This is a genomic window from Streptomyces sp. NBC_00223, assembly GCF_036199905.1.
Taxonomy (GTDB): domain Bacteria; phylum Actinomycetota; class Actinomycetes; order Streptomycetales; family Streptomycetaceae; genus Actinacidiphila.
Map to the genome: position 1 here is coordinate 4,587,501 of NZ_CP108109.1, position 22,665 is coordinate 4,610,165.

Sequence of the window (22,665 nt, forward strand, 5' to 3'; positions counted from 1 at the left end):
AAGGCCAATCAAACTCCGTGATAGCTGGTTCTCCCCGAAATGCATTTAGGTGCAGCGTCGTGTGTTTCTTGCCGGAGGTAGAGCACTGGATAGGCGATGGGCCCTGCCGGGTTACTGACCTTAGCCAAACTCCGAATGCCGGTAAGTGAGAGCGCGGCAGTGAGACTGTGGGGGATAAGCTCCATGGTCGAGAGGGAAACAGCCCAGAGCATCGACTAAGGCCCCTAAGCGTACGCTAAGTGGGAAAGGATGTGGAGTCGCAGAGACAACCAGGAGGTTGGCTTAGAAGCAGCCATCCTTGAAAGAGTGCGTAATAGCTCACTGGTCAAGTGATTCCGCGCCGACAATGTAGCGGGGCTCAAGCGTACCGCCGAAGTCGTGTCATTGCAGCATGTACTCCCAACGGAGGCTGTGATGGGTAGGGGAGCGTCGTGTGCCGGGTGAAGCTGCGCCGGAAGGCAGTGGTGGACGGTTCACGAGTGAGAATGCAGGCATGAGTAGCGATACAAGAGTGGGAAACTCTTGCGCCGATTGACTAAGGGTTCCTGGGTCAAGCTGATCTGCCCAGGGTAAGTCGGGACCTAAGGCGAGGCCGACAGGCGTAGTCGATGGACAACCGGTTGATATTCCGGTACCCGCTTTGAAACGCCCAGTATCGAGCCCATTAATGCTAAGGCCGTGAAGCCGCCTGCTGAGTCTTCGGATGAGGTGGGAGTGGTGGAGCCGCTGAACCGAGGTGGTAGTAGGTAAGCGATGGGGTGACGCAGGAAGGTAGTCCAGCCCGGGCGGTGGTTGTCCCGGGGTAAGGGTGTAGCCCGAGAGATAGGCAAATCCGTCTCTTATGAGGGTGAGACCTGATGCCGAGCCGATTGTGGTGAAGTGGATGATCCTATGCTGTCGAGAAAAGCCTCTAGCGAGTTTCATGGCGGCCCGTACCCTAAACCGACTCAGGTGGTCAGGTAGAGAATACCGAGGCGTTCGGGTGAACTATGGTTAAGGAACTCGGCAAAATGCCCCCGTAACTTCGGGAGAAGGGGGGCCACGTCTGGTGAGGGGATTTACTCTCTGAGCTGGGGGTGGCCGCAGAGACCAGCGAGAAGCGACTGTTTACTAAAAACACAGGTCCGTGCGAAGCCGTAAGGCGATGTATACGGACTGACGCCTGCCCGGTGCTGGAACGTTAAGGGGACCGGTTAGTCATATTTCGGTGTGGCGAAGCTGAGAACTTAAGCGCCAGTAAACGGCGGTGGTAACTATAACCATCCTAAGGTAGCGAAATTCCTTGTCGGGTAAGTTCCGACCTGCACGAATGGCGTAACGACTTCTCGACTGTCTCAACCATAGGCCCGGTGAAATTGCATTACGAGTAAAGATGCTCGTTTCGCGCAGCAGGACGGAAAGACCCCGGGACCTTTACTATAGCTTGATATTGGTGTTCGGTTCGGCTTGTGTAGGATAGGTGGGAGACTTTGATATCGCGGCGCCAGCCGTGGTGGAGTCGTCGTTGAAATACCACTCTGGTCGTGCTGGATGTCTAACCTCGGTCCGTGATCCGGATCAGGGACAGTGTCTGGTGGGTAGTTTAACTGGGGCGGTTGCCTCCTAAAGGGTAACGGAGGCGCCCAAAGGTTCCCTCAGCCTGGTTGGCAATCAGGTGTTGAGTGTAAGTGCACAAGGGAGCTTGACTGTGAGACTGACGGGTCGAGCAGGTACGAAAGTAGGGACTAGTGATCCGGCGGTGGCTTGTGGAAGCGCCGTCGCTCAACGGATAAAAGGTACCCCGGGGATAACAGGCTGATCTTCCCCAAGAGTCCATATCGACGGGATGGTTTGGCACCTCGATGTCGGCTCGTCGCATCCTGGGGCTGGAGTCGGTCCCAAGGGTTGGGCTGTTCGCCCATTAAAGCGGTACGCGAGCTGGGTTTAGAACGTCGTGAGACAGTTCGGTCCCTATCCGCTGTGCGCGTTGGAGTCTTGAGAAGGGCTGTCCCTAGTACGAGAGGACCGGGACGGACGAACCTCTGGTGTGCCAGTTGTCCTGCCAAGGGCATGGCTGGTTGGCTACGTTCGGGAGGGATAACCGCTGAAAGCATCTAAGCGGGAAGCCTGCTTCGAGATGAGGGCTCCCACCCACTTGATGGGGTAAGGCTCCCAGTAGACGACTGGGTTGATAGGCCGGATGTGGAAGCCCTGTAAGGGGTGGAGCTGACCGGTACTAATAGGCCGAGGGCTTGTCCTCAGTTGCTCGCGTCCACTGTGTGGTTCTGAAACAACCAGCCACCACACACATTCCCATATTCGGGGTGTGTGGTGTGTGTTTCATGGTGTTTCGGTGGTCATAGCGTTAGGGAAACGCCCGGTTACATTCCGAACCCGGAAGCTAAGCCTTTCAGCGCCGATGGTACTGCAGGGGGGACCCTGTGGGAGAGTAGGACACCGCCGAACAATTATTGGAGGCCCGGCCTCGGATTTCGTATCCGAGGCCGGGCCTTTTTTTGCGTTGGAGGACCAAAAGCCGGAGCTAGGCGATGCGCGTGAGGTCGTCCTCGTGGACGGCGCCGAGCAGCGGCTTGCCATCGATCCAGCGCTCCACCTCGTCCACCGCGTAGGCGCCCAGGCGCTGGACCTCCGTGCCCTGGCAGCCGGCGATATGCGGAGTGAGCAGGACATTCGGCAGGAAGTGGAGCGGGTGGTCCTGCGGCAGGGGCTCGGGCTCTGTGACGTCGAGATAGGCGTCGATCCGGCCGGCCGCGCACTCGCGGGTGAGCGCTTCCGTGTCGATCAGGCGGCCGCGCGCGGTGTTGACGATCGCGGCACCGTCCCTGAGCAGCCCTAGCCGTCGGGCGTCGAGCAGATGGTGGGTCTCCGGGAGATCGGGGGCGTGGATGGTGACGACGTCGGAGGCGCGACAGAGCTCGTCGAGGTCGACCAGTTCGACGCCGAGCACGGCGGCCTGGTCGGGGGAGACATAGGGATCGGCGAGCAGGACGCGGAAGCCGGCAGAGGCCGTACACAGTCGGGAGATGACGCCGCGTCCGATCCGTGAGGCGCCGATGACTCCCACCACGGCTCCGTCGGCGCCTCGCCGGTTGCCGTAGGTGGGCAGCAGACCGCGGGTGTAGTCGGCGGTGGCGCCCAGGGTGCGGCGGGCGGCGAGCCAGACGGTGGCCATGGTGAACTCGACGACGGGCGCGGCGTTCGCGTCGGCCGCGGAGGATACGGCGATACCGCGCCGCCAGACCTCGGGCCCCACATGTTCCTTGACGCTGCCGGCGGCGTGGAGGACGGCGGCCAGATGCGGGGCATGGGCGAGGAAGGCGGCGTCCAGGGGCGGGCAGCCCCAGCCGGTGAGGAGCAGTTCGGCGTCGGCGAGTACGGGCGCCGGATCGACGGTCGTCTCGGTGAGCAGCGTCGGATGGACGTTCGCGAGGGAGTCGAGTCGGGCACGCAGTGCGGTGGGGAGGATCAGGTCCACGATGTCCGGGCGCATCGCCAGCACCAGCTTCGGACGCTCCGCCATGTCTGCCCCTTGTCTGTAAGCGGTTACTCCCCAAACGAAGAGGCTAGGTCCGCATCCCGGGGCCGTCAACGCCGCCTCCCGTTGATCAGGATGCCCTGACACCGGCCTCCGTCTAGTAAGCGGTTGAGATCGCCTCCCGTCGCGGGCGGACCGAGGTGCGCACGTATCCGCTCTCCGGCTCGGCCGTCCGGCGACGTGGCTACGCTGGGCGGCGACGCGGTGGACAGATCGCGTTCGCAACGGGACATCGGATGGCGGGGATGGCGGACACTTCACCGGGGTCGGGCAGGACGGGCCGTGGACGTACGGGTTCCGGGGGTCGTACCGGACGCGTCACGATCCGCGATGTCGCCGAGCGGGCGGGTGTCTCGGTCGCCACGGTCTCCCGGGTCCTGGCCGGGAACTATCCGACCTCCGCGGCCGCGCGCGGGAAGGTGCTGCGGGCGGTCAAGGACCTGGACTACGTCATCGACGGGCGCGCGCGGGCACTGGCCGGGACCGGGCCCAAGACGGTGGCGGTCATCGTGAAGTCCGTCGACAGTTCCTTCTACGCCACCGTCGCCCAGGGCGTCGAGCAGGAGGCCGCCGCGCGCGGCCGGCTGTGCATGGTGTGCAGCCACGGCGGCGACGAGGCACGCGAACTGGCGCTGGTGCAGATGATGCGGGAGCAGCGGGCGGAGTTCGTGGTCCTGGTCGGCGGGGCCGTCGAGGACGAGCGGTACCGGACGCGGCTGACGGAGTACGCCCAGTGGCTCGCCGCCGCGGGCTCACGGCTCGTCCTGTGCGGGCGGCCGGCGCCGAGCCCCGACATGCCCGTACTCGTCGTCGAGTACGACAACGAGGCGGGCGCGTACGCCGTCGTCAGCCATCTGCTGGCCGCCGGGCACCGCGACATCGTCTACCTCGGGGCGGTCCCCGGGCACTCCACGGTGGAGCCGCGGATCGCCGGGTACCGCAGGGCGCTCGCCGACCACGGCCTCGGTCCCGACGCGGTACGGATCGCGGGTGCGGGGCTCGGGCGCGACAACGGGTACGACTCCATGCGGCGGATTCTCGCGGAGTGCGGGGGACGGCCGGACTTCACGGCGGTCTTCGCCGGGGACGACATGGTGGCGGCGGGGGCGATGGCCGCGATGCGGGAAGGGGGGTTGCGGGTGCCGGAGGACGTGTCATTCGTCGGCTACAACAACGACGCGGTGGCGCGGGATCTGTATCCGCCGCTGACCACGGTCAATATTCCCGCGTATGAGCTCGGGCGGGAGGCGGTGCGGTTGGCTCTGGCCGAGGGGGTCGAGGCCGCGGGCCGCGGGCGGAGGGCCGGGCAGGTCCGGCATGTGCTGGGGACGCATACGGTGTTGCGCGGGTCTGTGGGGCGGGCTCGGGCGTAGGCCCACGTCGGCCCGCCCCTGCGGGGGTGCGCCGCCGTTGGCGGCTGTCCGCCCCTTCCCCCTCATCCCAAGCGGACAGCGTCCGGCACGGACGTTCCCACTTCGCCGTCGCCCAGGATCAGCCGTACGTCCGCTGAGCCCCACAGGCCCACGCGCCAGCGGGCCAGCACCTGTTCGGGGGAGCGGAAGACCGCCAGGGTGGGGAGGCCGGCCTCGCGGCCCGAGTCGAGCAGCGCGGCCAGCTCAGGGACGGGAGCCACCGCGGCGACGTCGTCGAGGACGAACGTCATTGGTGGGTCGAGCCGACCGGCGGATGACCCTGCGGCCACGCGCCGGCCGTGCTCGACCACGCTGGAGAGGAGTGCGGTGAGCAGCGGCATCGCACTCAGGCGGGTGCGCGGGTCCTCGACCCGCTCGCCCACCACGTAGAGCGTTCCCCGTTCGGCGGTGAATGACTCCAGGTCGAGCCCACCGGTCCGACCCGGATTGCAGGCGTCGCGGATGTGCACGGAGTTGAGCGGTTCCAGCGTGCGCCGGATCAACGCCTGTGCCGCGTCCCGGCGTTCGGTGTGCGCGTGCAGTACGGACTCCAGCTCGCCGCTCCAGCCGGAGACGGCGCCGGTGTCCGTACGCAGGATGCGTACCGCCTCGCCGGCCGCCGTGCCGCCGGAGGCCCATCGCTGGACCTGGCGGAAGGGGCGGCCGTCGACCGCGGCCGCGTGCAGCCAGCAGCGCAGCAGCGTGACCGCCGTGTCGTGGACGATGGCCTCGTCGGCGCGGGCCGTGCGCAGCGGGGCGAGCAGCGCGGCGGCCCGGGTCCGCGCGGCCTCCGGCCGTTCGCAGCCGCCGTGCGGGGCCCACCGCAGCCGTCCGGGGATGTCGAGCAGATGCGCGGGGTCGTAGACGTGGACGGGGCCGAGCTTGGCGCGGTTGCCGACCGTCTGGTGGTAGGTGTCGGGGTCCGCGGTGGTGACGACGACCGGTCCCGCGGCGGCGAGGACGGCGGGCTGGACGACGCGCTTGCCCTTGTCGCCGCGTGGGCTCGCGAAGAGCGCGTAGGTGCGGTTGACCTCGCCGTCGGCGAGCGCGGCGAGGTGGGCGTCCAGACGGCCGAAGGCCGGCGGCGGCTCGTCCGGGGGCGCTGTCGGGAAGGTGGCGGCCGGGCCGCCGGGCTCCGACTCCGCCGCCACGGGCGGCAGTTGCGAGGTCGGCGCGTCGTCGTGGCCGAACGGCGCGGCCCCCGGCACCGTACGGAACCAGGCGTCCAGGGTGTCGCCGCCGGACTTGGCGTAGGGCTGGTACGGGTCGCGGCGGCGGGGTGCCGGCACGGGCGGCGCGGCGGGTTCGTACGGGACGGGCTCCGGTTCCGGCGGGGCGGGCGCGGCCCGGCGTACGGTCCTGCGGGTGTCCCGGGTCCGCAGCCGGGCCACGATGTTCATCACCCACACCGCGAGTACGAACAGCACCATGAACTGGCCGATGAGGATGCCCCAGAACAGCCCGGGGCCGGGCAGTTCGTCCACCTCCGCGCCCGGCCAGGCGGCGGCGATGTCGTGCGGGTCGCGGACGAGCGCGCGCATGGCCTGCGGGGTGCGGGTGAAGTGCACCTGGCCGGGCCAGGAGCTGTGGGAGAGCAGGGCGGCGATGCCGGTCGCCGTCCACACCAGCAGGGTCACGCCGAGCAGGAAGGCGATGATGCCGAGGATCAGCCCGTCGGGCAGGCCCTGCGAGGACTGCTTCTTGCGGTCCGCCATGTCGTCACGCCACCGCGTCGTCGGCCAACTGCTTGGCGAGTGCGACCTGGGCGGCCGCGTGCGCCTCCGCCCGGGCTTCCGCCTCCGCTTCGGCCTCGGCCTCCGCCTCGATCTCCGCGGCGTGTTCAAGCGAGGTCTCGGTCATCGCGCGGTCGGTGAAGACCAGCGGCCGTTCGGCCTCGGTGATCAGGTGCTTGACGACCTGCACATTGCCGTTGACGTCCCAGACCGCGATACCGGGGGTGAGGGTGGGGATGATCTCCACCGCCCACCGTGGCAGGCCGAGCACCCGCCCGGTGGCCCGGGCCTCGTCGGCCTTCTGGGCGTAGATCGTCCGGGTGGAGGCCATCTTGAGGATCGCGGCGGCCTCCTTCGCGGCGGCGCCGTCCACGACGTCGGACAAGTGGTGGACGACGGCGACGAAGGACAGACCGAGTCGGCGGCCGAACTTCAGCAGCCGCTGGAAGAGCTGGGCCACGAAGGGCGAGTTGATGATGTGCCAGGCCTCCTCGACCAGGAAGATGCGCTTCCTGCGGTCGGGTCTGATCCAGGTATGCTCCAGCCACACCCCGACGATCGCCATCAGGATCGGCATCGCGATCGAGTTGCGGTCGATGTGGGAGAGGTCGAAGACGATCAGCGGCGAGTCCAGGTCGATGCCGTTGCTCGTGGGGCCGTCGAACATGCCGCGCAGGTCGCCGTCGACCAGCCGGTCGAGCACCAGAGCCACATCGAGGCCCCAGGCGCGTACGTCCTCCACCTCGACGTTCATCGCCTCGGCGGACTCCGCGAGGGGGTGCCGCAGCCGCTCCACGATGTCGGTGAGGATCGGCTGCCGGCCCGGCGCCGTACCGGGAGCGCCTGCCGCGGTCTGTCCGGCGGAGGCGGCGAACTGGTCGCGTACGGCGGCGTGCGCGACCTTGAGCGCGAAGCCGGACCGCTCGTCGAGTCCGCGGCCCATCGCGACCTCGATGATCGTACGGAGCAGGGCCAGCTGGCCGGTGACGGTGATCGCGGGGTCCAGCGGGTTGAGCTTGATACCGCCGTCCAGGGCGGCCATCGGGTCGAGCCGGATGGGGGTCAGGCCCATGGCCCTGGCGATGAGGTTCCACTCGCCGACGCCGTCCTCGCCCTGCGCGTCCAGCACCACGACCTGCCGGTCGCGGAAGCGCAACTGCCGCAGGACGTAGGTCTTCTCCAGCGCGGACTTGCCGTTGCCGGACTCGCCGAGCACCAGCCAGTGCGGGGCGGGCAACTGCTGGCCGTAGAGCTGGAAGGGGTCGTAGATGTAGCCCTTGCCGGAGTACACCTCCCGGCCGATGATCACACCGGAGTCGCCGAGGCCGGGCGCGGCGGTCGGCAGATAGACGGCCTGGGCCTGGCCGGTGGAGGTGCGGACCGGCAGCCTGGTCGTCTCGACCCGGCCGAACAGGAAGCTGGTGAAGGCGTCCGTGACCGCGGCAAGAGGGTCCAGCATGGGCATGGCGATGGCCTCCTCGTACGGGCGGACAGGGCGGACAGGGCGGACAAGTGGGGGCGGTGCGGAGGGTACGGACGGGGGGTCGGACGCTCGGAGGTCGGTCGGGTGGTCGGACGGTCGGAGGGGCGGGGCTCAGCGGCGGATGCCGGTCGCGAACGGCAACGTATTCACAAATGCCCGGTGGTGCTCACGATCGCACCACTCAAGCTTCAAATACGACTTACCGGCGGAAGCGCGGATGGTCCGCTTGTCGCGCGCCAGCGCTTCCGGGGAGCGCGCGGAGACCGTGATGTAGCCGACCAGGTTCACCCCCGCCGCGCCGCTGGCCAGATCCTCACCGCGCTGGTCGATCCGGCCGTGGTGGGCCACGTCGCGCGGGTCCACCACCCGGTTCATCTTCGCGGCGCGACTGGCCTCGGCGTCGTCGTTGGTCTTCTCGGTCAGCATCCGCTCGATCGCCACGTCCGTGGGCTCCAGGTCCATGCAGACCGCGACCGTACGGATCACATCGGGGGTGTGCACGAGCAGCGGCGCCAGGAAGTTCACGCCCACCGGGGTCATCGGCCACTCCTTGACCCACGCGGTGGAGTGGTGCCAGGGCGCGCGGGTGGCCGACTCACGGGTCTTGGCCTGGAGGAACGTCGGCTCGGTGGCGTCGAGTTCGGCCGGCCAGGTGTTGCGCCGGGTCATCGCCTGGATGTGGTCTATCGGGTGGTCGGGGTCGTACATCGAGTGGACCAGCGAGGCGAGCCGGGCCTGCCCGAGCGGCTGCCGCACCCGGATGTCGGCTTCGGCCAGCCGCGCGCAGATGTCGTTGAGCTCACGGGCCATCACCGCGGCCAGGCCCGCGTCCTTGTCGACCTTGGTGCCGCGGGAGACGGTGGCCCGGGCCATCGCGTTGCCCTCGGCGGCCAGTTCGCGGGTGAAGTGCATGCAGGCCACGAGGTAGGCGCGGTGCTGCTCGGAGGAGGTGGACACCATGGACTGGAGCTGGTCGTAGGAGTCCTTGAGCCAGCGCTCGGCTCCTGGGTCGCCGCGCTGGGCCACGTCCTTGGCGTGCGCGTCGGGGTCGGCGGGCAGGGTACGGGCCAGCATCTGAAGGCGGGTCACGAAGCCGTCGCCGTTGGCCACGTGCTTGAGGAGGGTGCCGAAGCGTTCCACCAGGGCTTCCTGGTCCTCGCTGTCGCGCAGGCCCACACCCGGGCCCTCGATCTCGATGGCCGCGGTGACCGTACGCCGGTCCACGTGCAGCAGCACGGCGATCTCGTCGGGCCCGAAGGGTGCCGCGAGCCAGGTGATCCGCCCGATCCCGGGCGGCGGCCCGACCTCGACCTCGCGCCCGTCCAGGGCCGTGCCCGCCTCCTGCACGTTCGAGCGGTAGGCGGGGGAGACCCGGAGGGTACGGCGGTAGGTGCGGTTGATCTCGAACCAGCGGTAGAACGTACGCCGCCGGTAGGGCATGTAGACCGCGGCCAGGGCCAGCAGCGGCCAGCCGACCAGGCCGATGATCCGCAGCAGGAGGATCGGCACCAGGAGGCCGAAGAGCATGCCCAGGCCGGCGCCGACGATGATCAGGGCGATCTCGCCGGTCTCCCGGTTCTTGCCCACGATGGCGTTGGGCCGCGCCTTGCCGATCAGATACGTGCGCCGCGGCTGGGTGAAGGGCTGGGTCGTCACCGGCGCTCACCTCCCTGCGAAGAGCTGTTGTTCGGTCCGGAGCCCGGTGCGCGATTGGGGCCGGGGCCCGACCGGAAGGGCGAGCCGCCGAGCGGACCGGCCCCTCCCGAGCCCGTACCCGTACCGGAGCCGCCCGTACCCGAGCCGCCGCCGCGGCTGCTGTGCGCCGCCATTCCGCCGGACATCGGGTTGGCGGGCTGGCCGCCGCCCTGCGCCTGTTCCTGGGCGCCGCCGCGGGCGCTGTGGGTGTTGATGCCCTGGCGGACCAGCGCGGCGGGCGAGGAGATCACGGCCGCGGCCTGGCTCTGGCCGCTGGCCTTGCGGCCGTTGCGCAGATTCACCACGTCGTCGCCGAAGCCGGGGACGAAGCGGTAGATCATGAAGCTCGCGAAGATCGCCAGCAGGATGATGGCCAGTCCGGACACGACCGCCGAGAACGCGTTGGGCCCGTCGTCGGAGGAGGACAGCGCTCCGGCCAGGCCCAGCACGATCACGATCACGGGCTTGACCATGATCACGGCGATCATGATCCCGGCCCAGCGTCTGACGTGGTGCCACATGTTCTTGTCCACCAGGCCCGCGTACACCGCCGTGCCCAGCAGCGCGCCGACGTACAGCAGCGCGGCCCTGATCACCAGTTCGAGCCAGAGCACGCCGGCGGCGAGCACGGAGACCAGGGAGACGACGATCAGCATGATCGGGCCGCCGCCGATGTCGGTGCCCTTGGTGAGCGCGCCGGAGAAGGACCCGAAGAACACATTGGTGTTCGACTTCGTGCCCGAGGAGATGACATCGGTCACCGCGTCCGTCGCCGAGACCACGGTGTAGAGGATCAGCGGGGTGAAGGCGGAGGCCAGCACGGTGAGCCAGAGGAATCCGACGGCCTCGGTCAGTGCCTCGGTCAGCGGCACCCCGCGCACCGCGCGTTTGGCGACGGCCAGCAGCCACAGCACGAGGGTGAGGATCGTGGAGGCGGCGAAGACGACGGCGTACTGGCGCAGGAAGGAGGTGTTGGTGAAGTCCACCTGGGTGGTCTTGGTGACGGCGGTGGAGAGCTTGCCGATGGTCCAGGAGGCGGCTTCGGCGCAGCCCTTGCCGAGGGAGGTGAGGGGGTCGAGGGAGTCGGCGGGGTTGGTGGTGCCCTTGGCGGGGGCCGAGGGATCGCCCTTGGTGCAGTAGTCCTTGGCCGCGCCGACCAGGTCGTCGCACGGATTGTGCGTCGGGGGGGCCGAGGCGGTGCCGGTGGGTGTGCCCGCGCCCGGATCCGTCGCCGTCGCCGTGGCCGGCGCCCCAGGCGACGGCGTGTCCGCCATCGCCTGGAGGGGCAGCGCGGCCAGCACGAGGGCGAGTACGGCCATCACCAACCAGCGCAGGCGGCGGTCGCCGCCGCCACTGCCACCGCTGCCGCCGGCTCTACCTCGCATAAGTGAACCCTCCGTACTCCCGTACGGCGCCCGCGATCTCGTCCGCCGTGGCGGCCCGGTTGTCGCCGTTGACGGGAGCGGGTCCGTCCTTCTGCGAGGAGGACTCGATCTTCCAGTCACCGCCGACCCACACGAGCTTCTCGGTGATGGTGAACCAGGAGGCGCTGACCGGCTTCGTCGACCCCTGGCCGGCCAGGCCGACCAGGTCCGTGCACCACACCTCGACGGTCATCGCGTCGGCCGCGTTCGCGGTGATCTTCGTGCCGACCGGCACGGTGCGCGAGACGAAGGTGAGGCCGCTGGGCGCGGTGCCGTCCGCGTTGAGTCCGAGTGCTTGCAGTGAGGCGCCGGAGTACGCCTGGTCGAGCTGGGTCTGGAGCGCGTCGGTGACCGCCGGGTCGTGCACGGCCGCCACGATCTCGTGCCGCCGCGCCGCGTTGAACATGTCCACCGAGCCCAGCGCCACCGCGTAGTTGGCCGCCGCCGACTGGGCGCCCTGGCCGGTGTGGGCGAAGCCCGCAGGGATGCCCGCGTTCTTCCCGCCGACCGGCCGCTCGCCGGTGGGGGCCGTCGCGGTGGACGCCCCGGACTTGGTGCCGCCGGAGCCACTGGAGCCGCCGGAACCACCGGAGCCCGCGGCGGGGGCGCCCGATCCGGCGGTGTCCTTCGTGTCCGAGGACGAGTCGCCGCCGCGGTTGGCGAAGGCCAGCGCGGCGATCAGGAGGACGACGACGCCGACGACGGTCACCAGGGCGCGCCGGGGCTGCGGCCGCCGGACGGCGCCGCTGTGCGTGCCCTCGGGCATCCTGGTCCGGGTCGGGGGTCCGTCCTGGCCGAGGCTCATGGTGCGGTCGCCCCCTGGGGCGCCGCGGGCACGCCGGGGCGGCACTTGGCGCGGACGGCTCCGCTGCACGGTTGAGTGGGCATCAGCACGCAGCCTCGGTCGGTACGGTGGAGCCGGGGACGGGCTCCGGGAAGTGAGCGGGTACGCGGAGTACCTGCGGGGGGCCGCGGCTCAGACGGCCATCCCGTACACGATGGTGAACAGGGTGCCGAGTGATCCGATGATGAACACGCCGGTCAGCCCGGCGATGATCAATCCCTTGCCCTGCTCCGCGCTGAAGGTGTCGCGCAGTGCCGTCGCGCCGATCCTCTGTTTCGCCGCGCCCCAGATCGAGATGGCCAGGCACAGCAGGATCGCCACCGCCATGACCACTTCGATCATCACACGTGCTTCGTTGCCCAGGGACCCGAAGGGTCCCCAGTCTGGGGCGATGCCACCGATGATGGTGTTGATGTCGCCCTTCTCGGCTGCCAGGAACATGTAACTCACCACCCCGCTCGATCAGTTGACTCCCTTGCCGGGGCGCAAGGGGGCCAGGATCTATCTTGACGGAGGATGCCGCTGTTGCATGTCGACTCGGCGACTTTCTCGGCGGAACCTCCGTGTGATCCGGCTCCCAGCCGTCAGACTGGTGCGTGGACCGGTGTTCGAAGAACAGGGACGACTACTCTGTGTATCACGAGCATCACCGTAGGGCAACGACGGGAACAAGGGTGAACGGAAGGGGTGTCCTGCCGTGGCGCGCAAGGTCTGGCTCACCGTCATTATCGGTGCGGGCCTGAGCTTTTCGTTCCTCGCCCTGCTCGTCGTCGGTACGTACTCGGCCGCCGCGGGGCTTTCGAACAACGGCGGCGGGACTGTAACCCTGGCCAAAGGCGCGGTGCCGGCGGAATATCAGCCGATCGTACTCAAATGGGGCAATCTGTGCCCCGCGCTCAATCCGGCGCTGCTCGCCGCCCAGCTCTACCAGGAGAGCGGCTGGAACCCGCGCGCCCAGAGTTCGGCGCAGGCGCAGGGTATCGCCCAGTTCATCCCGGGCACCTGGGCGACCCACGGGGTGGACGGCAACGGGGACGGCAAGCGGGACATCTGGGACCCGCAGGACGCGATTCCGTCGGCGGCCTCGTACGACTGCGAGCTGGCGTCGTATGTGAAGAACGTGCCCGGCGACAACACGGACAACATGCTCGCCTCGTACAACGCGGGCGCGTACGCGGTGATCCAGGCCGGCGGCGTGCCGCCGTACGCGGAGACGCAGAATTATGTGAAGATCATCCGTACCTTGGAGAAGAGCTTCGCCGCGCCGGTCGGTCAGCTCCAGCCGTCGCAGCAGGCGGCCGCGGCGATCTACTACGCGCAGCAGCAGCTCGGCACGAAGTATCTGTGGGGCGGTGAGGGCACGGCGGAGCAGGGCGGCCGGTTCGACTGCTCGGGTCTGACGCAGGCCGCGTACCATTCGGTCGGGATCTCGCTGCCGCGTGTGGCGAACGACCAGTGGAACGCGGGGGCGCACCCGAGCCGCGCCGAACTCCTCCCCGGCGACCTCGTCTTCTTCGCGTACGACCTGAACGACCCGCGGTCCATCCACCATGTGGGCATCTACGTGGGCGGCGGCTACATGATCGACGCTCCGCACACCGGGGCCGTCATCCGGTTCGACCCGATCGACAGTCCCGACTACATCGGGGCGACCCGCGTCACCGAGGCCGGGGCCCAGGCGCTGCCGACCGCGGCGTGACTGTCCTCATCGCGGAGCAGTTGTCATTGTGACCCATGTGACAAGCGCGCAGGGTGAGGTCGTGCCCAGAGGGTTGGCCTGCGATGCCGTTTTGTCCGTGTCCCCTGGTCACCCTTGTGTAACAGCCTGGTGATCTTCTGGCGAAGACCGGAACGCTACATACCGTGTCGGGCGTTGTACGGGGGAGAATGGCGCGGGACGCAAGCGACGGGGGTTGCGCACGAGCCGAGCCGGGACATACAGCCAGTTGCCGGTCATTTGCTAGTTAAGGGGCACCACCGCTATGGCAGAGGTCGCTAACGACAGCGTGAACCCCGACATCAGCCTGCTCCGTGACATCAACGGCCTTGCCAAGCAGGCGCCGCGCGGGGTCGACCACGCGATGGAGTTCATGGGCGAGTACGGGCTGATCGCGCTCATGCTGCTGCTGGCCGGCTGGTGCTGGTGGCGGGTCGCCCGCCGCTCCGAGGACGCGCCCGCCGCGGTCGCCGGGGTGCTCTGGGCCGTGCTCGCCGCCGGGATCGCCCTGCTGATCAACATTCCCGTCCGCGCCCTGGTCCAGCGCCCCCGGCCCTTTGTCGAACACGACGGTCTCGACGTCCTGATCAGCGGCAAGAACGACTACTCCTTCGTCAGCGACCACGCCACACTGACCGCCGCGGTGGCCGTCGGGCTCTTCATGGTCAGCCGCAAGGTCGGCGCGCTGGCTCTCTTCCTCGCGCTCTGCGAAGGCTTCTGCCGGGTCTTCATGGGGGTCCACTACCCCACCGACGTGATCGGCGGCTTCGCCCTCGGCACCGCGACGGCCCTGCTGTTCGCCCCCCTCGCCCTGACCCTGCTGACCGCCCTCACCCGCGCCATCGGCTCCTCCCGTGTCCAGTTCCTCGTCCGGACCCGCCGTCACCCGGCCGCCGCGCGCGACGATCACCCGGCCTCGCAGCAGAGCGCGGCGGACAAGGGCCTGGCGGCGTAGGGTACTTGCCCCGGGCGTGAAGGGGATGTGAAGTGTGCCCCGAACACGTACCGATCACGGAACGCCCCTACAGCCCCATCACGCGCGCCGGTAGTGTCTGGATCTGCTCGCAACCGTCTGGAACCGGATGACTCACGGGGGCTCCAACGTGATCCGCTCTACCCTGCCCGTCGCTGTCGCCCTCGCCGCGTCGGCGGCTCTGCTGCTGACCGCTTGCGGCGGCGGCGGTTCCGACAGCTCGGACACGATCCAGTCGGCGGCGACCGACACGGCGTCGAGCACGACGACCACGGCGTCGCCCTCTCCCACGGCAGCCGAGGGCCCCGCCGCCCCCGACTTCGCCCTCCCGTCGGACGTGAAGATCGACTTCGTCGCATTCACCAGCACCGACCCGACGGAGAAGGCGGTCCTGCGTGACGCCACCTACGCCGCCACGGCGGTGGTGGAGACGGAGGCGCTGGGGAAGCCGCAGGAGACGCCGAACCTCAAGCGGTACTTCACCGGGGTGCACGGCGCGGAACTCGCCGATCAGCTGATCTCCTACGGAAAATCCGGCAAGGTCGCGACCGGCACGTTCCGTTATTACCAGCCGAAGGTGACGGTCAACAAGCAGGCGAATTCGGTGACCGTCGCGTTCTGTGAGGACCAGCGCAAGGCGTACGACAAGGACGTCAAGACGGGGAAAGTGAATGTGACGGCCCCGACGCTCAACAGCTTCAATTCCTGGACGTACGTCATGGACAAGGGCGCGACGGGAGAGTGGAAGGTCTTCAACTACAGCTGGATCCACGGGGTGAAGAAGTGTCAGGTGGCCTGAATTTCCGCCTCGCGCGCCGCTCCGTCGTGGCGGTGGCCTGCCTGTCGGTCATGGGTGCGGCCGCGGTGTTCGGGCTGGGTACCGGTCCGGCGGTCGCGGACATCAGCGCGCAGCCCAGCGCGACGACCAGCGTCGGCGCCGGCAGCGACTCCAGCAGGCTCTACGCCGACGTGCACTGGACCAAGCGCGGTATTCCGAAGGGCGGCGGCTCCCAGCCGATCACCTCGTCCAATGCGAACTGGTCACCCCCGGTGTGCTGGTACAAGAGCTTTACTCCGGCGGAGTTCGAGGCGGAGATCGAGCGGCGGTACATCGAGGCGGGGCAGGCGAACGCGGGCACGGTCTACAACTATTACTACGAGATCCAGTCCCAGATGAACGAGATCGACTACCACAAAGGCGACCACGGCAGTTGGTGGGTGCTCGAGTGGAATCCCTCGGTGGAGATCAGTCCCGACTCGATCTGCCCGTACGACACCGGGTGGCTGTGGCAAGGTCCCGCCGATCCCGCGCCCCCCGCGCCCGTGACCCCGGAAATGCTGGCGCAGGCCGCCTATGGGGAGACGAGGCTGCCGACGCGAACGGTGGTGCTCAGCCCGCGGGCGGACAACCAGAAGGTCAATCTGGCCACGTATGTGAAGTTCGCGGAGGCCATTCCGGAGGTGTCGGTCACCGCGTCGCTCGACGGCGTGTCGGCGACGGTCGTGGCCGTGCCGTACAGCCTGCACATCGACGCGGGTACGACCTATGCCTCGCCGACGAGTTGCGACTACACCTTCACGGATTCCGGGGACGGATACACGGTCGACAGTTCGGACGCGGGTTGCAACGTCACGTACCGCAAGGCCACCGCCGGTGACAGCACATACGAACTCCAGGCCCGGATCACCTGGCGGGTGTCCTGGACGCCGACCGCGGAGCCCCAGCCCGGCGGCACTCCGCTGGACGACGGATATTCGACGTATCCCCAGCCCGTGCGTGTGCAGGAGATCCAAGCCGTCAACCGGTGATCGCCCCGGGCGCGGGCCCGCGGGGGAACCGGCCGGCGGGGAGGCCCACTTGTGCCGCTCCGGCCCCATGACTAGCGTCGTGAAACGCCGTCACCTAAAGGGGTCGGCCCAACACGGAGTGTCCCGGGGGGAATCCAGCATGGCGGACCTTGCGCTCACGGATCCGGCGGCGTCGGCCCGGTCCTTACCGAGGGGCGACGCCCGCTCGGGGAACACCCCGGGCGGGACCAGGCACGCGGGCGACGCCCGCACCGCCGCGGTGGCGTCGCTCGTCGATCCCCTGACCGGATGGTAGGCCGCACGCCCCGGAGCTACAGCGCCTGCGGAAAGGTGAACATCCGCGTGGGATCCAGGCGGGCCTTGACGTTCGCCAGCTTCGCGGCGTTCGGACCGTAGTACGCGCTGCGCCAGTTCGTCAGCGACGGGTCCGCGTAGTTCTGGTAGGCCGCGCCGGAGGCGTAGCGGCGCAGGGCGGTGTGCGTCGTGTCGAGCCAGGACGTGGTGGACAGCGTGTCCGAGGCGATGTACTGCGCCAGGAAGCGCGAGCCGCGGTGGGCGAAGGCGGTGGCCGTGGGCGAGGGGCGGTTGACCGCGCCGCCGAGGGCGGTCAGCGCGATGCTGCCGTCGCCCCCGCTCGACCCGCCCGCCAGCCGCTGGACCTGGGAGACCATCGCGTCGACGCCCGCCGCGGACAGATCGGCGTCGTAGAAGTCGGACCGCGCGGTGTACGTCTCGCGCTCCAGGTGCCCGTTGGGCGCGAGGTGGCACTGGGCCGCGGACAGGCCCGCGCAGCCCGCGTACGAGAACATCGCGTCGACATACGCGTGCGGGCGCAGCGAGACCGAGGCCGCGTCCGATCCCACCGCGGCGGCGAGCGTGTCCGACGCGGCGGCCAGGTCGTCGCGGGAGCCGGTGGAGAGCATCGCGACGGAGACCGTGGGGGAGCCGCCGCCCGTGCAGTCCAGGTGCAGCGCGGACCAGATGTGGTCGGGCTGGTCCGGGCCCCAGCGCTGCCAGGCGGTGACCACGGCGGCCGCCCGGCTCCACGGCCAGGTGAGGTAGCCGCTGACGACCTGGGGTATGGGGTGCGTGGTGAACCGAAGTTCGGTGACGACCCCGAAGTTGCCGTTGCCCGCGCCGCGCAGCGCCCAGAAGACATCGGGCTCGGCCTCGGCGGAGACCTCGTGGGTACGTCCGTCGGCGGTGACGAGGGTGGCGCCGATCAGATTGTCACAGGTCAGACCCATGGAACGGCTCATCACCCCGTGCCCGCCGCCCAGCGTGAGCCCGGAGATCGCGACCGAGGGGCAGGAGCCGCCCGGGACCGTACGGCCGTACCGGCCGAGGGTGTTGTAGAGGTCGATCAGCCGTACGCCCGCGCCGACCGTGGCGACCGTGCCGTCGAGGCGTATCGCGTTGAGCCGCGAGACGTCGATGATCAGCCGCCCGTCGCCGCTCGACCAGCCCGCGTACGTGTGGCCGCCGCTGCGGATGGCGGGCGGGGTGGCCGTACGGCGGGCGAAGTCCAGGCAGGCGCGGATGTCGTCGGTGCCGGTGACATAGGCGATGGCGGCCGGACGCAGGTGGTCGAAGCGGGTGTTGTAGAGGAGACGGTCGGTGGCGTACGCGCTGTCGGTGGGGCGTACGAGGTCGCCGTCGAGGGTGGAGGCGAGCGCGGGCCAGTCGGGCTTGACCGGTGCGGCGGGGGAGGGGGTCCGGGTGGCCGTGGCGGTGGGGGAGGAGAGGCCGCCGCCCTTGGCGCCGCCGGCAGCGCTGCCCTGAGCGCCGCCCTTCGCGTCGGCGTCCCCGTCACCCGTGCAGCCGCTCAGCAGCGCGGCGGCGAGCAGTCCGCCGCCGGCCAGCAGGGCCCTGCGTCGCTCCACCGGCCGGGCCGGGGCGGCCGGTTGCCCGTCCGCCACGGGTGCCACCGTCGCCCGGGCCGCCGTCCGTTCGTCCACTCGTTCCACCGCCGTATCCGCTCACCGGGCCGGGGGCCCGCGGGCAGGCGCCCACGGTCACACACGCACCTTCGGTAGCCCAAGACGTCGAAGGGCTCGTTCCGGTTGCGGTTGCCCACAGCGGGCGGTGGTATGCCGGTCGCCGCGGTCGGCCGGCGGCCCGCCCGCGTACGCCGGTCGCTCCCGGGCCGGTTCGCGCGCTCTTCGCCGAGCTCAGCCCGAGGTGGCGTGCTCGTGGGCGTCCCGCCGCGCGCGGTCCCTTGCCCGGCGCGCCGGACCCTGCCACCCGCAGGTGCAGCGCGCGAGCGCGAAGGCGCCGCGCTCGACGACGGACGCCTCGTGACGGGTGTCGGAAACATTGAGCACGACACCACGGTATCGGGCGTGACGGGCGCGTCGAGACCGTCGTTATCGGGGTGAGGCCCAGCCGGTACGACACGACGGTGCAGGGATGGACGGGTGATGGTGGCGACGGTGTCCACGAAGGTACGGGCGATGGCGGTACGGCGGCGGCGCGGCCGTACGGGCCCGCGCCGCCGTACGGTGACGGCCGTCGCCGCGATCGGGCTGGCCTGCGCCACCGCGGCTCTCGCGGGGTGCGGCGGACAGGCCGCGGGCGACCCCGCGCGCGACGACGCCGGCCGCGCCCGGGTGGACCCGGTCGTCTCGGGGGCGGCCGACGCCCTGGTCCGGGCGGGCAGCTCCCGGGTCACCACGTCGATGCGGATGGCCAGTGGCGGCACCTGGCTGACCATCACCGGCACCGGCGGCTTCGACTACGCCAGACGCCAGGGCCGGCTGCGGCTGGTCCTGCCCAAGGACGCGACGGGCACCGAGGAGCACAAGCCGCTCACCGAACTGCTCACGCCGGGCGCGCTGTACATGAAGGACCGCGGCGAGGGCGTACCGGCAGGCAAGTGGGTGCGGATGGACACCACCCGGCTCCCGGACGGCAATCTGGTCACCGGCGGCGCCACCGAGCCGCTGGCCGCGGCCGAGCTGCTGCGCGGCGCCCAGGATGTGACCTTCGTCAGTGACGAGACACTGGACGGCGTGAAGGTGCGGCACTTCCGGGGCAGCTGCGACATCGCCCGGGCCGCGGCGGCGACCCCGGCCGCGGGCCGCGGGCCCCTGGAGGCCGCCGCGAAGGGCTTCCCGGTGACACGGGTGCCGTTCGACGCGTGGCTGGACGCGCGCGGGCGCTTGCGCCGGCTCACTCAGCGGTTCACTTTCGACGCGGCGGGTGCGCGACCGGGCTCCCCCGGCCAGGAAGTGACGGTGATTTCCACTACGGATTACGGCGGTTTCGGCACTCCGGCGCCGGTGACCCTGCCACGACCTGCGGACATCTGGTCCGGAAAGATCGTTTCTGCGCCGAAGCGATAGGGGCCGCGCCGGATCGGGTCTCGCCGAAATGGTCCATCCGTGCCATGCGCCGGAGCACGTATGGTCCCTACGCTTGATGACGGCCGTCGCAGGCGTACCGGGACGCGTACGCCTACCAGTCGCAGACCGCGTCGGCCACGTAGACCCCGTTGACCGCGTGGAGTCGTGAGCGAGGAGGTGATGCGCGCATGGCGCCGTCGCCCGTGATGTCGGTGCAGGACGATCCGGTGGCTCTCGCCGAGATCGAGCTGTGCGGTGAGCTGATGATCGCCGCGTCCGCCGCCGCGGAGGAGCGGCTGAGCTTCGCCCGGATCGACGAGGTGCTGGAGGTCGCCCCCGTCGAGGCCGCGAGCTGAACCGGGCGGCGCGACCGGGCCGCCCGGAAGGTCAGGTGCGCAGCAGCCGGGCTATCGCCGCCGTCGCCTCGGCCACCTTCTCGTCGATCTCCGGCCCGCCGCCGACGGCGGCCGCGGCCACGCAGTGCCGCAGATGCTCCTCGAGCAGTTGCAGCGCGAAGGACTGGAGGCCCTTCGTGCTCGCCGAGACCTGGGTGAGGATGTCGATGCAGTAGACGTCCTCCTCGACCATCCGCTGCAGGCCGCGGATCTGTCCCTCGATCCTCCTGAGCCGCTTCAGATGGGACTCTTTGTCATGGCTGTAGCCATGCGGCCCGTGCGGCTTCACAATCTCCCCCGCGACGCCTTCTGTGGTCATCCCGCCTGTCCGCCTTTCTGTCCCCTTATACCCCTGATGGGTATATCCTACCGAATCGATCATTCGTGCGAGGCATCCCCCGTGAGGGGGGCTTCGTCCGATGGGCGACACTGGATGACGCCGGTTAGCCGTGGCCGGATGATGCGCCTAGCATCAACGAGACCGAATCCGATGCACACTGAGGACCCCAACGTGCGCTTTCGTCTGACCCCCAGGGAGACGAGCTTCTACGACATGTTCGCCGCGTCCGCGGACAACATCGTCACCGGTTCGAAGCTCCTCATGGAACTGCTCGGGGCCGATTCGGCTACCCGGAGCGAGATCGCCGAAAGGATGCGGGCGGCGGAGCACGCCGGGGACGACGCGACACACGCGATCTTCCACCAGCTCAACTCCTCCTTCATCACCCCCTTCGACCGCGAGGACATCTACACGCTGGCGGGTTCGCTCGACGACATCATGGACTACATGGAAGAGGCCGTTGACCTGGTCGTCCTCTACAAGGTGGAGGAGCTTCCCAAGGGTGTCGAGCAGCAGGTCGAGGTGCTGTCGCGGGCCGCGGAGCTGACCGCGGAGGCGATGCCCAATCTGCGCACGATGGCCAACCTGACGGAGTACTGGATCGAGATCAACCGGCTGGAGAACCAGGCGGACCAGATCCACCGCAAGCTGCTGGCCCATCTGTTCAACGGCAAGTACGACGCCATCGAGGTGCTCAAGCTCAAGCAGATCGTGGACGTACTGGAAGAGGCGGCGGACGCTTTCGAGCACGTGGCGAACACGGTGGAGACCATCGCGGTCAAGGAGTCCTGACCTACGTGGACACCTTCGTTCTGATCGTGACCATCGCGGTCGCGCTCTTCTTCACGTACACCAACGGTTTCCACGACTCCGCCAACGCCATCGCCACCTCGGTCTCCACCCGGGCGCTCACCCCCAAGGCGGCGCTGTCGATGGCCGCCGTGATGAACATGGCCGGCGCCTTCCTGGGCAGCGGGGTGGCGCACACCGTGAGCGAGGGCCTGATCTCGACACCGCACGGCCGGTCGGGCATGGGGGTCCTCTTCGCGGCGCTCGTCGGTGCGATTGTCTGGAATTTGGTCACTTGGTACTTCGGTCTACCGTCGAGTTCCAGCCACGCCCTGTTCGGCGGTCTGGTCGGCGCGGCACTGGCCGGCGGGGTCAAGGTCCACTGGTCCGGGGTGGTCGACAAGGTCGTCATCCCGATGTTCGCCTCGCCGCTGATCGGCATCGTCGTCGGCTACGGGGTCATGCTGGCGATTCTGTGGTTCTTCCGCAGGTCCAACCCGCACAAGGTGAAGCGCGGCTTCCGGATAGCGCAGACCGTGTCGGCGGCGTCGATGGCGCTCGGACACGGCCTCCAGGACGCCCAGAAGGCGATGGGCATCGTGCTGATGGCGCTCACCATCCACGGCTCGACCACCGGGTCGGGCATCCCGATCTGGGTGAAGGTCGTCTGCGCGCTGATGCTGTCCCTGGGGACGTACGCGGGCGGCTGGCGGATCATGCGGACGCTCGGCCGGCGGATCATCGAGGTGGACCCGCCGCAGGGGTTCGCGGCGGAGATCACGGCGTCGTCGATCCTCTACACCACGGCGTACGTGTTCCAGGCGCCGGTGTCCACGACGCATGTGATGACCTCGGCGATCATGGGTGTCGGGGCGACGAAGCGGGTCAAGGCGGTGCGGTGGGGGGTGGCCAAGAACATCGTCGCGGGGTGGTTCATCACGATGCCCGCTGCCGCGGTGGTGGCGGCCGTCAGCTACTACATCGTGCGGCTCGCGTTCGGCTGACCCCCGGGGCTCCGCCCCGGACCCCGGGCCTCAAACGCCGGCCGGGCTGAATTGGCAGCGCGCCTGGCCCTGCGCTTGGACACGGCCGGGCTGAAATTGGCAGCGCGTCCGGCCCTGGGCCTGGACACGGCCGGGCTGAATTGGCAGCGCGTCCGGCTCTGTGGAAGT

Annotated in this window: 19 protein-coding genes and 2 rRNA genes (1 of these 21 cut by a window edge); 11 read left to right on the forward strand and 10 right to left on the reverse strand. The window is 69.2% G+C overall.

All coding sequences use genetic code 11. The annotated features are described in order from the left end of the window. Both OHA30_RS19335 and rrf read left to right on the forward strand, forming a co-directional pair. A 23S ribosomal RNA gene (locus OHA30_RS19335) occupies window positions 1–2,239 on the forward strand (it extends 887 nt beyond the left edge of the window). A gap of 89 nt (window positions 2,240–2,328) precedes the next feature. Then, window positions 2,329–2,445 (forward strand): 5S ribosomal RNA (rrf, locus tag OHA30_RS19340). A 76-nt stretch (window positions 2,446–2,521) separates the two neighbouring features. Here the strand turns inward: rrf and OHA30_RS19345 are convergent. Then, window positions 2,522–3,520 (reverse strand): hydroxyacid dehydrogenase, encoded by a 999-nt coding sequence (locus OHA30_RS19345; protein WP_328915115.1) that lies wholly within the window; start codon window positions 3,518–3,520, stop codon window positions 2,522–2,524. A gap of 260 nt (window positions 3,521–3,780) precedes the next feature. Between OHA30_RS19345 and OHA30_RS19350 the strand changes: the two genes are divergently transcribed. After that, window positions 3,781–4,908, forward strand: coding sequence for a LacI family DNA-binding transcriptional regulator (locus OHA30_RS19350; RefSeq protein ID WP_328915116.1), 1,128 nt, complete (start codon window positions 3,781–3,783; stop codon window positions 4,906–4,908). Between the two features lie 62 nt (window positions 4,909–4,970). Here the strand turns inward: OHA30_RS19350 and OHA30_RS19355 are convergent, their stop codons facing one another. The 6 genes from OHA30_RS19355 to OHA30_RS19380 all read right to left on the reverse strand — a co-directional run bounded on the left by OHA30_RS19355 (window position 4,971) and on the right by OHA30_RS19380 (window position 12,567). Further along, the gene (locus tag OHA30_RS19355) at window positions 4,971–6,662 is read right to left on the reverse strand and encodes a type IV secretory system conjugative DNA transfer family protein (protein WP_328915117.1); all 1,692 of its coding nucleotides are present in this window, start codon (window positions 6,660–6,662) and stop codon (window positions 4,971–4,973) included. A 4-nt stretch (window positions 6,663–6,666) separates the two neighbouring features. Continuing rightward, window positions 6,667–8,139 (reverse strand): ATP/GTP-binding protein, encoded by a 1,473-nt coding sequence (locus OHA30_RS19360; protein WP_328917907.1) that lies wholly within the window; start codon window positions 8,137–8,139, stop codon window positions 6,667–6,669. A gap of 135 nt (window positions 8,140–8,274) precedes the next feature. Continuing rightward, the gene (locus OHA30_RS19365) at window positions 8,275–9,819 is read right to left on the reverse strand and encodes an SCO6880 family protein (protein WP_328915118.1); all 1,545 of its coding nucleotides are present in this window, start codon (window positions 9,817–9,819) and stop codon (window positions 8,275–8,277) included. Continuing rightward, window positions 9,816–11,132: a hypothetical protein gene (locus tag OHA30_RS19370; RefSeq protein ID WP_405786078.1), complete on the reverse strand. Its 1,317-nt coding sequence runs from the start codon at window positions 11,130–11,132 to the stop codon at window positions 9,816–9,818. Before OHA30_RS19370 ends, OHA30_RS19365 begins: the two co-directional genes overlap by 4 nt. Before the next feature lie 100 nt (window positions 11,133–11,232). Next, window positions 11,233–12,087 carry a hypothetical protein gene (locus OHA30_RS19375; RefSeq protein ID WP_328915119.1) on the reverse strand — a complete coding sequence of 285 codons (855 nt, stop codon included), beginning with the start codon at window positions 12,085–12,087 and terminating at the stop codon, window positions 11,233–11,235. A 171-nt stretch (window positions 12,088–12,258) separates the two neighbouring features. Beyond that, complete coding sequence (locus OHA30_RS19380; RefSeq protein ID WP_328915120.1) at window positions 12,259–12,567, reverse strand: hypothetical protein; 309 nt, start codon at window positions 12,565–12,567, stop codon at window positions 12,259–12,261. Between the two features lie 256 nt (window positions 12,568–12,823). Between OHA30_RS19380 and OHA30_RS19385 the strand changes: the two genes are divergently transcribed. The 4 genes from OHA30_RS19385 to OHA30_RS19400 all read left to right on the forward strand — a co-directional run bounded on the left by OHA30_RS19385 (window position 12,824) and on the right by OHA30_RS19400 (window position 16,625). After that, window positions 12,824–13,825, forward strand: a complete 1,002-nt coding sequence (locus OHA30_RS19385; RefSeq protein WP_328915121.1) for a C40 family peptidase — start codon at window positions 12,824–12,826, stop codon at window positions 13,823–13,825. 283 nt (window positions 13,826–14,108) lie between these two features. After that, the gene (locus OHA30_RS19390; protein ID WP_328915122.1) at window positions 14,109–14,798 is read left to right on the forward strand and encodes a phosphatase PAP2 family protein; all 690 of its coding nucleotides are present in this window, start codon (window positions 14,109–14,111) and stop codon (window positions 14,796–14,798) included. A 148-nt stretch (window positions 14,799–14,946) separates the two neighbouring features. Further along, entirely contained in the window at window positions 14,947–15,615 is a 669-nt protein-coding gene (locus OHA30_RS19395) for a hypothetical protein (protein ID WP_328915123.1), read from the forward strand. Beyond that, window positions 15,600–16,625 (forward strand): hypothetical protein, encoded by a 1,026-nt coding sequence (locus OHA30_RS19400; protein WP_328915124.1) that lies wholly within the window; start codon window positions 15,600–15,602, stop codon window positions 16,623–16,625. Before OHA30_RS19395 ends, OHA30_RS19400 begins: the two co-directional genes overlap by 16 nt. Before the next feature lie 311 nt (window positions 16,626–16,936). Here the strand turns inward: OHA30_RS19400 and OHA30_RS19405 are convergent, their stop codons facing one another. Together OHA30_RS19405 and OHA30_RS19410 are read right to left on the reverse strand one after the other, a co-directional pair. After that, window positions 16,937–18,544: an FAD-binding oxidoreductase gene (locus tag OHA30_RS19405; protein ID WP_328915125.1), complete on the reverse strand. Its 1,608-nt coding sequence runs from the start codon at window positions 18,542–18,544 to the stop codon at window positions 16,937–16,939. Between the two features lie 252 nt (window positions 18,545–18,796). Continuing rightward, on the reverse strand, window positions 18,797–18,949 hold the full coding sequence (locus OHA30_RS19410) for a hypothetical protein (RefSeq protein WP_328915126.1): 153 nt from the start codon (window positions 18,947–18,949) through the stop codon (window positions 18,797–18,799). A 96-nt stretch (window positions 18,950–19,045) separates the two neighbouring features. On the opposite strand from OHA30_RS19410, the gene OHA30_RS19415 reads away from it, so the two are divergent. Then, a complete protein-coding gene (locus OHA30_RS19415) occupies window positions 19,046–19,969 on the forward strand; it encodes a hypothetical protein (RefSeq protein WP_328915127.1) in 924 nt (307 codons plus the stop codon). A gap of 188 nt (window positions 19,970–20,157) precedes the next feature. After that, the gene (locus OHA30_RS19420; RefSeq protein ID WP_328915128.1) at window positions 20,158–20,325 is read left to right on the forward strand and encodes a hypothetical protein; all 168 of its coding nucleotides are present in this window, start codon (window positions 20,158–20,160) and stop codon (window positions 20,323–20,325) included. Between the two features lie 31 nt (window positions 20,326–20,356). On the opposite strand, the gene OHA30_RS19425 is transcribed toward OHA30_RS19420, so the two are convergent. Then, the gene (locus OHA30_RS19425; protein WP_328915129.1) at window positions 20,357–20,683 is read right to left on the reverse strand and encodes a metal-sensitive transcriptional regulator; all 327 of its coding nucleotides are present in this window, start codon (window positions 20,681–20,683) and stop codon (window positions 20,357–20,359) included. 192 nt (window positions 20,684–20,875) lie between these two features. Here OHA30_RS19425 and OHA30_RS19430 point away from each other — a divergent pair, with 192 nt between their 5' ends. Together OHA30_RS19430 and OHA30_RS19435 are read left to right on the forward strand one after the other, a co-directional pair. Beyond that, window positions 20,876–21,496, forward strand: a complete 621-nt coding sequence (locus OHA30_RS19430; protein WP_328915130.1) for a DUF47 domain-containing protein — start codon at window positions 20,876–20,878, stop codon at window positions 21,494–21,496. A 5-nt stretch (window positions 21,497–21,501) separates the two neighbouring features. After that, entirely contained in the window at window positions 21,502–22,497 is a 996-nt protein-coding gene (locus OHA30_RS19435; protein ID WP_328915131.1) for an inorganic phosphate transporter, read from the forward strand. Window positions 22,498–22,665 lie beyond the last annotated feature (168 nt).